The sequence below is a fragment of the Achromobacter sp. ACM03 genome (assembly GCF_014851665.1).
GTDB lineage: Bacteria > Pseudomonadota > Gammaproteobacteria > Burkholderiales > Burkholderiaceae_B > Achromobacter > Achromobacter aegrifaciens.
Genome location: NZ_JACVAD010000005.1, coordinates 348,659 through 363,282, shown reverse-complemented (window position 1 = coordinate 363,282; position 14,624 = coordinate 348,659). Strand labels below are relative to the sequence as shown.

General features: G+C 65.6%; 9 protein-coding genes. 6 read left to right on the top strand and 3 right to left on the bottom strand.

Features of this window, described 5'->3' with window-relative positions:
• Positions 1 to 109 precede the first annotated feature (109 nt).
• The 3 genes from IB257_RS23390 to IB257_RS23380 form a co-directional block, all read right to left on the bottom strand.
• Positions 110 to 775 carry a response regulator transcription factor gene (locus IB257_RS23390; RefSeq protein WP_054453089.1) on the bottom strand — a complete coding sequence of 222 codons (666 nt, stop codon included), beginning with the start codon at positions 773 to 775 and terminating at the stop codon, positions 110 to 112.
• 360 nt (positions 776 to 1,135) lie between these two features.
• Positions 1,136 to 1,888: a response regulator transcription factor gene (locus tag IB257_RS23385; RefSeq protein WP_054453091.1), complete on the bottom strand. Its 753-nt coding sequence runs from the start codon at positions 1,886 to 1,888 to the stop codon at positions 1,136 to 1,138.
• Positions 1,889 to 2,452: 564 nt separating this feature from the next.
• Entirely contained in the window at positions 2,453 to 4,057 is a 1,605-nt protein-coding gene (locus IB257_RS23380) for a hypothetical protein (RefSeq protein ID WP_054453093.1), read from the bottom strand.
• 387 nt (positions 4,058 to 4,444) lie between these two features.
• Between IB257_RS23380 and IB257_RS23375 the strand changes: the two genes are divergently transcribed.
• The 6 genes from IB257_RS23375 to IB257_RS23350 all read left to right on the top strand — a co-directional run bounded on the left by IB257_RS23375 (position 4,445) and on the right by IB257_RS23350 (position 14,623).
• Positions 4,445 to 5,110 (top strand): TetR/AcrR family transcriptional regulator, encoded by a 666-nt coding sequence (locus IB257_RS23375; RefSeq protein ID WP_119450031.1) that lies wholly within the window; start codon positions 4,445 to 4,447, stop codon positions 5,108 to 5,110.
• Positions 5,111 to 5,157: 47 nt separating this feature from the next.
• The gene (locus IB257_RS23370) at positions 5,158 to 7,506 is read left to right on the top strand and encodes an acyl-CoA dehydrogenase (protein ID WP_192492892.1); all 2,349 of its coding nucleotides are present in this window, start codon (positions 5,158 to 5,160) and stop codon (positions 7,504 to 7,506) included.
• Between the two features lie 14 nt (positions 7,507 to 7,520).
• Entirely contained in the window at positions 7,521 to 8,816 is a 1,296-nt protein-coding gene (locus tag IB257_RS23365; RefSeq protein ID WP_119450033.1) for an acetyl-CoA C-acetyltransferase, read from the top strand.
• Positions 8,813 to 10,771 (top strand): 3-hydroxyacyl-CoA dehydrogenase NAD-binding domain-containing protein, encoded by a 1,959-nt coding sequence (locus tag IB257_RS23360; RefSeq protein WP_192353388.1) that lies wholly within the window; start codon positions 8,813 to 8,815, stop codon positions 10,769 to 10,771. The genes IB257_RS23365 and IB257_RS23360 overlap by 4 nt, the downstream gene beginning before the upstream one ends.
• Positions 10,772 to 10,847: 76 nt before the next feature.
• Entirely contained in the window at positions 10,848 to 12,170 is a 1,323-nt protein-coding gene (locus tag IB257_RS23355; RefSeq protein WP_054453102.1) for an OmpP1/FadL family transporter, read from the top strand.
• 62 nt (positions 12,171 to 12,232) lie between these two features.
• Positions 12,233 to 14,623 carry a 3-hydroxyacyl-CoA dehydrogenase/enoyl-CoA hydratase family protein gene (locus tag IB257_RS23350; protein ID WP_192492891.1) on the top strand — a complete coding sequence of 797 codons (2,391 nt, stop codon included), beginning with the start codon at positions 12,233 to 12,235 and terminating at the stop codon, positions 14,621 to 14,623.
• The last annotated feature ends 1 nt before the right edge of the window (position 14,624 follow it).

Below are 14,624 nucleotides of genomic sequence, written 5' to 3'. Positions count from 1 at the left end.
GCAGGCCGTCAACGTTGCGATGAGTTCAATTTTCTCTTGGCGGTTGGCGACGGGTTACGCGCACTCGAGACCGATGCTCTTGCATCAAGTCTCTCGCGCTTGACCCATCCTACGCGTCTGGGTCGTGCTTGGCGGGCGCTGCGCCGTTGCCGCTTCTGACCAGTCCCATCTGCACCGCGATGTAGGCTGCCTCGGCCTGGTTACGCGCGTTCAGCTTCCAGTACAGCGTGCGCGCGTGGCTCTTCACGGTGGCCACCGAGATGCCGACCTGCTGGCCGATCTCCCGCATGGTCTTGCCCTGCACCAGCAATTGCAGGATCTCTTCCTGCCGTTGGGTCAGCTCCCTCAGCTCCTGGGTTGGCGGATGCGAGGCGCCCTGAGGTCGGGCCGCGGGCTGCGGATAGCATTCGCCGCCCGCCATGACGAGGCTGACCGCCGCCGCCAGCGCATCGGGGCTGGAGGCCTTGGGCATGTAGCCCGCGACGCCTGCCCGCGCACACGCCGCCATGACGCCCGGGTCCAGCACCGAATAAAGCACCAGCACCAGCCGCGGCATGAAGAACGCCATCGATTGGGACAGAAGTCCGACGTCCTGCTCGGCCAGGCCGCTGCAACCCATCACCAGCAACTCCACCGGGCGGTTGATCGAACTGGACATGGTGAGCAATTGGGCTGGCGAGATGGCCAGAATGTCGTCGGTGTTCCGCGCACGCTCCAGCACATGCTGGATCGCGACACGGAGCAGAGCGTAGTCTTCGATCAGTACGGTTGTCATCCCGGGGGGAACCTTGTGACGCATGGCCCATACACGGTTCCCATGACGCTGGCGCATCATTGCTGCAACGGCAGGCTGCTGGCGTCACCGACCTCACGGGAATCTCGTCCGCGGCACGGAATCGCGATGGCGAGGCGGAGTTGTTCGCCTTCTCGATCCAGTCTTGCGGACACAACCCATGCTATCAGCGGCTACGTTCGCTGAATCTCGTTCAGGAGGATGATTGGTGGAGGAATGCAGCAGCACTGCGACCGCGGATACTGCTGTGTATGAATTAGCCATGATGGCTATGCGCGCTCCCGGCAGCAACGGAACGCCTTTGTTCCAGGCTGCCGGGCAGGCTGCGCAAACCAATCCCGGCTACCCCAGCTTGCGCCCATAAAGCTGCCCGGCATCCACATCCCTGCCGTTCGGTTCATGCCATTCCAAGGTCGCGCCACGCTGCAGCGCCGCGTATACGGCTTCGCCCTTGTTCTTCACATGCAAGCGCTGGTAAAGCGTGCACGCATGCGTTTTGGCCGTGGCCACCGATATGTTCAACATCCTGCTGACCGTCTTGATCGGATAGCCGCGCGCCAGCAACACCAGCACTTCGTATTGCCGCGGCGTGATCTGCAGCAGCTGCGCGCCGGCGCTGACGGGCATGGAACCCTTGCTGGCAGCGGCATCGTCGGCATCCCTGGCCGGCAAGGCGCAGACCGTTTGCGCGGGAGCCTGCAATGCCTGTTCGCTGGGGAAGCACTGCCCTCCCGCCATGACCAGGCGGATGGCCGCTTCAAGGATTTCCACCGATGCCGTCTTCATGAGGCAACCGTAGACGCTTGCCCCGGGCAACCCTTGTACCGGCATGGGCAGGGGCATGACGTCCGTCAGCAGCAGGATCCGCTTGGGCGTGAGCACGCGCTGGATTTCATGCAGCGCGCTCCACGCTTCGTCGGTATCCACCGGCAATCCATAGATCAACAGGTCGGCGCCCGCGTGCACGCCGTCCGCCTTGGAGATGTCAGCCAAACCCATCCCCTCGATTTCCCACACATCATCCAACTTGCTCAGAATCTGCCACAACCCCAACCGCAGGAGCGGATGGGCTTCAATCAGGACCATCTTGGCCATGGTGTCCTCCCGGTTTTTCGACGGGCCTAGAAGGGATCTTCGCTGTGCTGAAGACTATTTTTTTTCCAACCCTGCGATGCGAGTCCGCAATATTCCGGAATATCTAATGAAGCTGAACCGGAGCATTTGGGCTGGGAGACTTTGGTAGCCAACATAACGGATGGCATGGACCCATCTTATGGTTCGAAATTGTCAAAATCAAGACGTTTCGGCTCGATATAATCCGACAAAAACAGAAATCATTCGTTAGCCTTAATCATCATCGTAAATCTGGACGAGACGCGCATCTCATCCATTCCGGCGCTAGGGTTTTCACCAGGAATTCCCCATGAGGAGCTTGCGCTTTCCCTATGGAAGATGCAGGTCCGGCGCGGGTCGCAGGCTAAGGCAGGCCGCTGTTACAGGCGTAAAAAAGCCGCGCCGCGGCATCCGCCGGGCGCGGCCTGGAAGTTCCGGAATCAGGACAATAACTGTCTATATGTTTCCGCGGACACATCAAGCCCGTGCGTCTTTCTCGTAATCGAAATATAGGTAACATTTTTATTTTTGCGTTTCCGGCACGATTTACTCCATATAGGCGAAGTCAAATACCGTATGCCCGCCCTGATGATGCCAATGGTGCATCGAAGCATGACGTTTTCTCAGGAAGCTCGCGTAGTGGATTTCGCCGTCCGTTTCCACATAGGTGGACGGCGTTAGTTCCTCTATCCGGTTCAACGACACGCCCTTGCCGTAGTGGCAGAAGCCCTGGTACTGGGCGCAGCGGATCACCTCTCCGCCAGGCGACACAACGATTCCGGCGTTGCGGGCCCGCATCGGGTTGCGCACGATGGGGTTGCAGGCATGCGGCGTCCACTCGGTCGAGCGCGGCGAATCCGAAAAGAAAGCGAATAATTCGTCGCAATGGCTTTGACCGTCGGTCCGATCGATATTAGTTAATAACCACCAATATTCGCCGTGTTTGAAAATAATGGTATCGACGGCGGATATATTAGTCATCAAATTTACATCAAGCTCCCATTTGAGCGGAAAATCGGTGCATTTCCAGAGCTCTATACTGCGATTGCCGCAGGTCTCCGGCACCATGTAGGTGACGCCTTCGTGCTCGAATATATATGGGAATGACAGATGGTAGGGCAGGTTCAGGGCCGTACCCAGCAGGCGGAAAGCCCCGTCGGAGTAGGTCGCAACCGAGATCGTGCCCTTGCGCGAGGTAAAATCGTAATCCTCGAAAAATATATACGGCTTTTTATCCTGGGTATATACAAACGGATCCGCGAAGAATCTGCCCTTGGGCGGCTGCAATACCATGGCCTCGGATACCACCGCCTGCTGCCGGGCAGAAGGAAACATGCCTATCCGCCAGCGCACATTGCGTTTCATGACGCGCCGCACAATCAAATCCGACATTAACCAGGCCTGACGCGCAATATATGCGGCGCTATCCCACTCCACCGGATCCTCGCGCCGCAAGCCGCTCATGATCTGCATGCCCGGCGGCGCAACGCCTTGCTTGACGCGGGCCAGCGCCTGCAGCGCGTCGTACACCATGAAATTGCCCAGGCTGAACGCGCGCGCCTGATTCTTCAACCAGAACACTTCGGTGTTGAAACTGCGCTGGTCCAGCAATTCGTCCTGGTCCTCCCGCGGCCCCACGCGCCAGAGCTTCACCGTGGTGTGATCTTCACGCTGATAGACCTCCCAGAAGCCGGCATAGCGGCTGGTCGCCACCGCAATATCCGAATAACTCAGCTGCCATACGCCCAGCCGCGCCCAGCCCGCCATTTGTTCGCGGGTGGCCGGCGATGCGCCCAGCGTGATGACCAGGTCCAGGCCCAGCGCCGCAACCTGGCTTTGCACCTCGGCCGCGGGCATGCCAGGCGTCAACGACAGGACGGCAGCCGTATCCGATGACACGCTTTCCCGCATGTCGCGGCACGCAAGCGCCTGCCGCTGCTTTGCCGGCAGCAGCCGCGCTTCCAGGCGCGACAAGGCGCCAAACAACGCGCGCGCACCCAACCGGGGCGCTTTCTCGCCGCCCTCCTCACTCATCACCAGCAAAGCAGCGACTTCAAAATCCTGGCTATGCGTGAGCCAATCCACCATCTCATGCATCCAGCCGGGTTGCTCGTACCCGTCGACCAGCAGTCCCACTCTGTAGGTTTTCATTTCTCCTGCTCCTGTGCCAGGGCTTGTCGGCCTTCCGTCCGTTACGGCGAACGGACTAGGGCCTGTCATTGCGTATTCAGGGGCGCGACAGATTCAACTCCTCGCGCTGATACTGCGGGGTTTTGCGCCTCCCTTCCAGACCACATTCATCCTAGGTCGGCAGTCCGAGGACGAAAGGCTCAAGGTCATGCGCAAACACTAGGAAATCGTTACTCCCTCCGCATGAGTTTCGTCATCCCTCTGGTGGAGATTGGCGAGAATCCGGCCGGTCCTGAACGCGGGACTTGCGGCCCGCTAGTGGTAAACCCTATTGGGGATAGCCGAGGCTCGCGTCTCAGCCATCTCTCACGCATAATTGTTTTTAAACGAACGTTTGAATTCAACCTTATGCAAGAAATCAGACCTTCCCTCACCCGTGAATCCATCCTGGACACCGCCGAGGCCTTGTTTGCCCAACAAGGACACGATGGCACCTCGATGCGCCAGATCACCGCGGCCGCCGGCGTCAATCTGGCGTCGGTGAACTATCACTTCGGCTCCAAGGAGTCACTCGTGCAGGCGGTGCTCAAACGTCGCCTTGAAGTGCTGAACCGCGAGCGCTTGCGACTTTTGGATGAGCTGGAGGCGCAAGCCGAAGGCAGGCCCCTGAAGCCGTCGCAGATCGTGGACGCCTTTTTCGGCACGCTGCTGCGCCTGGCGGCCGATCCCGCGCAGGCCGGCAGCACCTTCCTGCCGCTGCTCGAACGCACCATGACGGATCCCTCCGACTTCATCCGCGCGCTGTTCGCGGAGGAGTACGCGGATGTGCTGGAGCGCTACCGCAACGCGCTGTTCGCAGCCCTGCCCGACGTGCCCCGCGCGGAAATCATGTGGCGCTTCCAGTTCATGCTGGGCGCCACCTCGTACGCCATCATCGGCACCGACCTGTTGCGCTCGGTCACGGGCTGGACCATCGACGACGCCGAACAACCGGATAACCCCAACCTGCTGCTGCCGCGCCTGATGAGCTTTCTGCTCGGCGGCCTGCGCTCGCCCCTGCCGCACGTGCCCTGAACGCCAAGCGCCCGCAGACGGAACAGAACCTCCACGGAGACAAGAAAATGAACGCAGTCATCTACGCTCTGGTCATCGTCGCGCTCCTGGCGGCGGTCTTGCTGGGCGTACGTCCGATCCGCCGCGCCCTTTTGTCGGCGCCGATCTTCAACCTGTACCGCAAGGTGCTGCCGCAGATGTCGGACACCGAGCGCGATGCGCTGGAGGCCGGTACGGTGTGGTGGGAAGGCGAACTGTTCCGCGGCCGGCCCGACTGGAGCCGCCTGCTGGCCTATCCCCGCCCGCGCCTGAACGATGACGAGCAGCGTTTCCTCGACGTCCAGGCCGAAGAGGCCTGCCGCATGGTCAACGACTGGCATGTCACGCAGGAAAGCCACGACCTGCCGGCCGAGGTCTGGAGCTACCTGAAGACCCAGGGCTTCCTGGGCATGATCATTCCCAAGGAATACGGCGGCCTGGGGTTCTCGGCCTATGCCCATTCCGAAATCGTGACCAAGCTGTCCACGCGCTCGTCGGCGCTGGCGGTTTCGGTCATGGTGCCCAACTCGCTCGGCCCCGCCGAACTGTTGCTGCACTACGGCACCGACGACCAGAAGAACCACTACCTGCCGCGCCTGGCGCGCGGCGAGGAAGTGCCCGCCTTCGCGTTGACCAGCCCCTGGGCCGGCTCCGACGCCGCCGCCATCCCCGACAGCGGCATCGTCTGCAAGGGCGAATGGCAGGGCCGCGAAGTGATAGGCATGAGGGTCACCTGGGACAAGCGCTACATCACGCTGGCGCCTGTGTGCACCCTGTTGGGCCTGGCGTTCCGCCTGTACGATCCCGACGGCCTGCTGGGCGGCGCGAAAGACCTCGGCATCACTTGCGCGCTGGTGCCGCACGACCATCCGGGCGTGGACACCGGCCGCCGCCATTTCCCGCTGAACGCCATGTTCATGAACGGCCCCACGCGCGGCGCGGACGTCTTCATGCCGCTGGATTTCATCATCGGCGGTCCCGCCATGGCCGGCCAGGGCTGGCGCATGCTGATGGAATGCCTGGCGGCGGGACGCTCGATCTCGCTGCCCTCCTCCAACACCGGCATGTCCAAGCTGACGACCCGGGCGGTGGGCGGCTATGCGCGCGTGCGCAGCCAGTTCCGCACGCCCGTCGGCAAGTTCGAAGGCGTGGAGGAAGCGCTGGCGCGCATCGGCGGCAACACCTACATGATGGACGCCGCGCGCAGCATGACGGCAGGCGCGGTGGACCTGGGCGAAAAGCCATCGGTGGTGTCCGCCATCGTCAAGTACCACGTGACCGAACGCGCGCGCCAGGTCGTCAACGACGGCATGGACGTCATCGGCGGCAAGGGCATCTGCCTGGGCCCGTCCAACTTCCTGGGCCGCGCCTACCAGCAGATTCCGATCGGCATCACGGTGGAAGGGGCCAACATCCTCACGCGCAGCCTGATCATCTTCGGCCAGGGCGCGATCCGCTGCCATCCCTACGTGCTGGCTGAAATGCAGGCCGCGCAATCGTCCGACCGCAAGCAGGGCCTGGACGATTTCGACCGCGCCTTCTGGGGCCACGTGGGCTTCGTCGCGAAGAACAAGCTGCGCGCGCTGGGCACGGCGCTCACGGGCGCGCGCTGGATCGGCGTCAACGCCGATGTCGCTCCCGAGATGAAGCGCTACTACCAGCTGCTCAGCCGCTACAGTGCCGCCTTCGCGCTGCTGGCGGACACCTCGATGCTGGTGCTGGGCGGCAGCCTCAAGCGCCGCGAGCGCCTGTCGGCGCGCCTGGGCGATGTGCTGTCGCAGATGTACCTGATCAGCGCCACGCTCAAGCGCTTCGAAGACGAAGGCCGCCAGGCGGCCGACGCGCCGCTGGCGCACTGGTCCATCCAGGACGCGCTGTACAAGCTGCAGGAAGCCGTCGAAGGCGTGCTGGACAACTACCCCAACCGTTTCGTGGCCTGGAGCCTGCGCCGCCTGGTCTTCCCCTGGGGCCGCACGCAAGCCCTGCCCTCGGACCAGTTGGGCCAGGACGTGGCGCGATTGCTGATCAATCCCAGCGCGACGCGCGACCGCCTGACCGCCGGCTGCCACCTGCCCGCGACCGAGGCCGAGCCGGTGGGCGCGATCGAGCTGGCGCTGGCCGCCACACTGGATGCCGAGCCCATCGAAGCCAAGATCCGCGAACTCGAAAAGCGCGGCGCGCTTGACGGCAATCCACAGGCCAACGTACGCGATATCGCCGATGCCGCCTTCGCCATCGGCGGCATCACCGCCGAAGAATATGCAGTGGTGAAACGCCGCAACCGCTTGCGCGACACGGTGGTGAAAGTGGATGATTTCCCCTTTGATTTGCGCGCCGCGGACCAGGGCAGCCCCGCCGCCGAACGCAGGGCCGCCTGAACAGGAGGAATCGGATGGCATTCAAACCGGTTTACGTCGTCGACGGCGCCCGCACGCCTTTCCTGAAGGCGCGCACCGGCCCGGGCCCCTTCTCCGCCGGCGATCTCGCCGTGCAGGCGGGACGCGCCCTGCTGCTGCGCCAGCCCTATGCGCCCACCGACCTGGACGAGGTCATCGTGGGTTGCGCCGCGCCTTCGCCCGACGAAGTGAACATCGGCCGCGTGATCGCGCTGCGCCTGGGCTGCGGCAACAAGGTGCCAGGCTGGACCGTCATGCGTAATTGCGCCTCGGGCATGCAAGCGCTGGATTCGGCGGTGGCCAACATCCAGTCCGGCCGTTCGGAGCTGGTGCTGGCCGGCGGCACGGATGCGCTGTCGCGCGCGCCGGTGCTGTATTCGGACGAGATGGTACGTTGGCTGGCCAGCTGGTATGCCGCGCGCGGCGCGGGCGCCAAGCTCGCGGCGCTGGGCCGTTTCCGTCTGCGCAATCTTGCGCCCGTCATCGGTCTGCTCAAGGGTCTGACCGACCCGGTGGTCGGCCTGTCCATGGGGCAGACTGCCGAGAACGTCGCGACCCGCTTCGGCATCGACCGCGCCGCGATGGACGCCTACGCGGCGCAGAGCCATGCGCGCGCGCGGGCGGCCCGCGCGGCCGGCGCCCTTGGCGAGATCTCGCCGCTGATCGACACGCAGGGCAAGCTGTATCCCGATGACGACGGCGTGCGCGACGACTCCACTCCCGAGAAGCTCGCCAAGCTCAAACCCGTCTTCGACAAGCCCTGGGGCAACATCACCGCGGGCAACAGCTCGCAAGTCACCGACGGCGCCGCCATGCTGGTCCTCGCTTCAGAGGAAGCGGTGCGCAAATGGAACCTGCGGCCGCTGGGCCGCATCCTCGACAGCCAATGGGCCGGCCTCGATCCCGCGCAGATGGGCCTGGGGCCGGTGCATGCGGCCACGCCCATCCTGCAGCGCCACGGGCTGGGCCTCAATGACCTGGACTTGTGGGAAATCAACGAGGCCTTCGCCGCCCAGGTGTTAGGCTGCCTGGCGGCCTGGCGCGACGATGCCTATTGCCAGGAACACTTCGGCACGCCGGCCTGGGGCGACCTCGACCCGGCCCGGCTCAACGTCGATGGCGGCGCGATCGCCATCGGGCATCCCGTGGGCGCTTCCGGCGCCCGCATCGTGCTGCACCTGCTGGCGGCCCTCAAGCGCCGCGGCGCCAGGCGCGGCATGGCGGCCATCTGCATCGGCGGCGGCCAAGGCGGCGCGATGCTGGTCGAAACCCTGGACGAGGACCGCTCATGACGACTATCGACACGCTTGCGCACTGGCGCCTGGAGCGCGATGCCGACGGCCTGGCGTGGCTGACCTTCGACCGCGCCGGCAGCGCGGTCAATGCCTTGTCCGCCGACACCATGAGCGAACTTGCGGTGGTGCTGGACGCGCTGGACGCGGCCCCGCCCGCGGGCCTGGTGATCCGGTCTGGCAAATCCACGGGCTTTGTCGTGGGCGCTGACGTCAATGAATTCGCCAGCCTGGACACGCCCGAGCAGGCACGCGCGCTGGTGGCGCGCGGATGGGACCTGTTCAACCGACTGGCCGCGGTGCGCTATCCCACGCTGGCCCTGATCCAGGGCCACTGCCTGGGCGGCGGGCTCGAACTCGCGCTGGCCTGCCGCTACCGCCTGGTGGCGGACCAGCCGGGCACGTCGCTCGCCTTGCCCGAAGTCATGCTCGGCATCTTTCCCGGCTGGGGCGGCATGCTGCGCCTGCCGCGGCTGATCGGCGCACCGGCCGCGCTGGACATGATGCTGACCGGCCGAGGCGCCGACGCGCGCCGCGCTGCGGCGCTGGGCCTGGCGGACGCGCGCGTGCCGCCCCGTCTGCTGCTGGCCGCCGCGCGCCAGACCGTGCTGTCGCGCAAGGCGCCACGCCGCGCGCGCGGCTTCGGCGCCTGGGCCAACCGCTGGCCGCTCAAGGCCATCGTCGCCAACCGCGCCCGCAAGCAGATCGCGGCCAAGGATCCCCTGGGCCACTATCCGGCCGCGCCCGCCATCGTCGAGATCTGGGAAAAGCATGGCGGCAACGCCTTGCAGGCGCCTGCGCTGATCGAGCGCATCATTTCCTCCGACACCGCCCGCAACCTGCTGCGGGTGTTCCGCCTGCAGGAACGGCTGAAGGCCAACGGCAAGCAGGCCGGCATTGCCCCCGCGCGCCACGTGCACGTGGTCGGCGCCGGCGTGATGGGCGGCGACATCGCGGCCTGGTGCGCGCTCAAGGGCATGACGGTCACCTTGCAGGACCAGGACATGGCGCGCATCGCGCCCGCCATCAAGCGCGCCGCCCAGCTGTTCTCGCGCCGCCTGAAGGATCCGCGACTCGCGCGCGCGGCGTTCGACCGCCTGGTGCCGGATCCCGCAGGCGGCGGCGTGCCGCTGGCCGACATCGTCATCGAAGCCATCAGCGAACAGCCCGAAGCCAAGCGCGCGCTCTACCGCGCCCTGGAGCCGCGCATGAAGGCCGATGCGCTGCTCGCCACCAACACCTCCAGCCTGTCGCTGGAGACCTTGCGCGCGGATCTGGCGCAGCCCCAACGGCTGGTTGGCATCCACTTCTTCAATCCCGTGGCCAAGATGCCGCTGGTGGAGGTCGTGCACGCCGACGGCGACTCGGACGAGGCGCAAGCCCGCGCCTGCGCCTTCGTCGGTCAGATCGACAAGCTGGCGCTGCCGGTCAAGAGCGCGCCGGGCTTCCTGGTCAACGCCGTGCTGGCGCCCTACATGCTGCAGGCCATGCGCAGCGTGGACGAGGGCCTGGCGCCCGAAGCCGTGGACGCGGCCATGGTCGCATTCGGCATGCCGATGGGGCCGCTGGAGCTGGCCGATACCGTGGGGTTGGATATTGCCCGTGCGGCGGGCGCGGAACTTGCTGGCGGCGCCGAGCCGCCGCGCTGCCTGGCCGAGCGCCTGGCGCGCGGCGACCTGGGCAAGAAAAGCGGCCGCGGCTTCTACGCCTGGCGCGACGGCAAACCGGTCAAGGGCGCCAGCCAGTCCGGCGCGCCCGCCGGATTGGCGCAGCGCCTGATACAACCGCTGATCGACGCCACGCGCCAGCGCGTGGATGCGGGCATCGTCGCCGACGCCGACCTGGCCGACGCGGGCGTGATTTTCGGAACGGGGTTCGCGCCATTCACGGGCGGTCCCTTGCATTACCAAAGCAGCAACGCGGTGCGGAGTATAAGACCGGCTGAGGCCGATTAGGACCTGTACAACCTAAACCGGAACGACAAGACCGGCAGTGCCATAGAGACATCATCCATCACGAGGAGGCAGTACCATGAGCAGACGTTCATTGTCCCTGAGCACCTTGTCGGCCCTCGTGGTCGGCCTGGGCGCATCCACGGCAACGCACTCGGCCGGCTTTCAGCTCCTGGAGCAGAACGCCAGCGGCCTGGGCAACGCCTATGCAGGCTCTGCGGCGAATCCGGAGAACGCCAGCATCATCTATTACAACCCGGCCGGCATGACCTACCTGCCCGGCTTCAATGTGTCCGGCGGCGTCAACCTGATCAAGCCGTCATTCAAGTTTTCAGACAACGGCGACAGCCGCAACCCCAGCATTCCCGGCCTGCCGGGCACCGGACTGGGCGGATCGCGCCCGACCGGCGGCAACGGCGGCGACGCGGGCAACCTCGGCGTGGTGCCCAATATGTACGCCTCCTGGCAGTTGAACGAGCAATGGTTCATCGGCCTGGGCGTGGGCGCCCCGTTCGGGCTCATGACCGAGTACGACGACGGCTGGGTGGGCCAGTACCACTCCAACAAGTTCGAGATCAAGACGATCAACGTCAACCCCTCGATCGCCTACAAGGTCAACGAAAAGTTCTCCATGGGTTTTGGCGTGAACTGGCAGCACATCGACGCCAATTACAAGAAGAAGACCGTGCTGCCGGTTCCCGGCATGCCGCTGGGCACGACCGGCGACGCCGACCTGAATCTCAAGGGCGATGCCTGGGGCTGGAACGTGGGCTTCATGCTGCAACCCACCGAAGACACCCGCATCGGCCTGTCCTACCGCTCGAAGATCAAGCACACCGCGAAGGGCGACACCGACATCACCAGCATCTATCCGCGCGGCAACTCGGTGTCGTTCGACGCCAAGGCCACCGTGTCCCTGCCCGACACCCTGATCCTGAGCGCGGCGCACCAGCTGAACGAACGCTGGGAACTGCTGGGCGACGTCTCGTGGACCGGCTGGAGCAGCATTCCCAATCTGAAGATCCGCAACTCGGGGCCGGGTGCGCGCGACGACGACCTGCCGCTGAACTTCCGCGACAGCTGGCGCGTCGCGCTGGGCGCCAACTACAAGTTCGCGCCCAACTGGAAGTGGAAGGTCGGCGTCGCCTTCGACCAATCGCCGGTGTACAAGGAAGCCGACCGTCCGACCTCGCTGCCGGACAACGACCGCTACTGGCTTTCGACCGGTATTCAGTGGCAGGCCACCAAGGACACCACGCTGGACGTGGGCTATACCTATCTCTACCTGCGCAAGACGGACATCGACACCACGTCCGGCAACCAGCTGACCAAGGGCCGCGTGGCGGGCACCTATGACAGCAATGCCCACATCCTGGGCATACAGCTGTCGTCCCGCTTCTAACCCGCCCCGGATGGCGGTCCGGCCCGGTCCGGCCCGCCATTCGTTTTTTTCAGGAGACTGCCTTGAGCAAGTTCGTCGTCAAACACGTCGCCGTCCTGGGGGCCGGCGTCATGGGTGCGCAGATCGCCGCCCATCTGGCCAATGCCGGCGTGCCCGTCACGCTGTTCGACCTGGCCGCCCCCGAAGGCGACCGCAACGGCACGGTCAAGAAAGCGATCGCCGGCTTGAAGAAGCTGGAGCCCGCACCCCTGGCCGGCGCGGCGCGCCTGGCGTACATCACGCCCGCCAACTACGACGACGACCTCGAACGCCTGCGCGGCTGCGACCTGGTCATCGAGGCCATCGCCGAGCGCATGGACTGGAAGACCGCGCTGTACGAGCGCATCGCGCCGCACGTGGCCCCGGGCGCCATCATCGCCTCCAATACATCGGGCCTGTCGATCGACGCGCTGGCCAACGCCCTGCCCGTGGGCCTGCGCGACCGCTTCTGCGGCATCCACTTCTTCAATCCGCCCCGCTACATGCGGCTGGTGGAAATCATCGCCACTTCGCACACCCAGCCCGCCGTGCTGGATCAGCTCGAAACCTGGCTGACCTCGACCCTGGGCAAGGGCGTGATCCGCGCGCTGGACACGCCCAACTTCGTTGCCAACCGCATCGGCGTGTTCTCGATCCTGGCAGCCATGCACCACACGGCCCGCCTGGGCCTGGCGTTCGATGAGGTCGACGCCCTGACCGGCCCGAAGATCGGCCGCCCCAAGAGCGCCACCTACCGCACGGCCGACGTGGTCGGCCTGGACACGCTGGCCCACGTGGTCGGCACCATGGAAAAGAATCTGCCGGACGACCCCTGGCACCGCTATTTCAAGCTGCCCGAGTGGCTCTCCGCGCTGATCGCCAAGGGCGCATTGGGGCAAAAGACCGGCGCCGGCGTCTACCGCAAGCAGGGCCGCGAAATCCAGGTGCTGGACCTGAAGGCGCAGGACTATGTGCCCAGCGCCGGCAAGTTGGCCGACGAAGTCGCCGCCCTGCTCAAGGAACGCGACCCGGGCAAGCGCTTCGCCGCGCTGCGCGCGAGCAGCCATCCCCAGGCCCAGTTCCTCTGGAGCCTGTTCCGCGACATCTTCCACTACAGCGCCGTGCAACTCGAACACGTGGCCGACAATGCGCGCGACCTGGACCTGGCCATGCGCTGGGGCTTCGGCTGGGCCCAAGGTCCGTTCGAAACCTGGCAGGCCGCCGGCTGGCAGGCCATCGCCGCCGCGGTGGCCGAGGACATCGCCGCCGGCCAGGCCATGAGCGACGCGCCGCTGCCGGCCTGGGCGCTGGAACCCGGCCGCAATGGCGTGCATGCGCCCGAAGGCTCCTACTCCGCGCGTACCGGCCAGCTGAGCCCGCGTTCGACGCTGCCGGTGTACCGCCGCCAGTTGTTCCCCGAGCGTGTGTACGGCGAAGGCGCCAGCGAGCGCGGCGTCACGATCTGGGAAAACGAAGGCGTGCGCCTGTGGAACCTGCCGCAGGTCGACGCCGGCGTGGCCATCCTCTCGGTCACCTCCAAGAACCACACCCTGGGCGCGGAAGTGCTCGACGGCATCCTGCAGGCGGTGGCGCGCGCCGAACGCGAATACGACGGGCTGGTCATCTGGCATGACGCGCCCTTCGCCGTGGGCGCCAACCTGCAGCAGGTCTCCGAGGCCTGCGCCGCCGGGCTATGGGACATGCTGGAGGCCACGGTTGAAAAGTTCCAGCGCGCCTCGCAGTCGTTCAAGTACGCGCAGATTCCCACCGTGGCGGCCGTGCAGGGCATGGCGTTGGGCGGCGGCTGCGAATTCCTGATGCACGCCTCGCACCGGGTGCTGGCGCTGGAAAGCTATATCGGGCTGGTCGAGGCCGGCGTCGGGCTGATTCCGGCCGGCGGCGGCAGCAAGGAATTCGCCGGCCGCGCCGCGGCGCTGGCCGCCAAGACAGCCACGCCGGGCGAGGTCTTCCCCTATCTGCAACCGGTGTTCCAGACCATCGCCACGGCGCAGGTCGCCAAGAGCGCGCTGGAAGCCATCGCCACGGGCTTCGCCCGCGAGCATGACATCGTCGTGTTCCATCCGGACGAGCTGCTGTACGTCGCCATCGGCCAGGCCCGCGCCGCGGCCGAGGCCGGCTACACGCCGCCGCCCCGCTTGCGCGACATTCCGGTCGCGGGCCGCAATGGCATCGCCAACTTTGAAATGGTGCTGGTCAACATGCGCGAAGGCGGCATGATCAGCGCGCACGACTACCGCGTGGCGCGCAGCGCCGCCGTGGCCCTGTGCGGCGGCGAGGTCGACACCGGCGCCAAGGTGGACGAGGAATGGCTGCTGGCCGTGGAGCGCAAGGAATTCGTGGCGCTGCTGCGCACGCCTGAAACCCAGGCCCGCATCCGCCACACTCTCGACACCGGCAAGCCCCTGAGGAACTGAC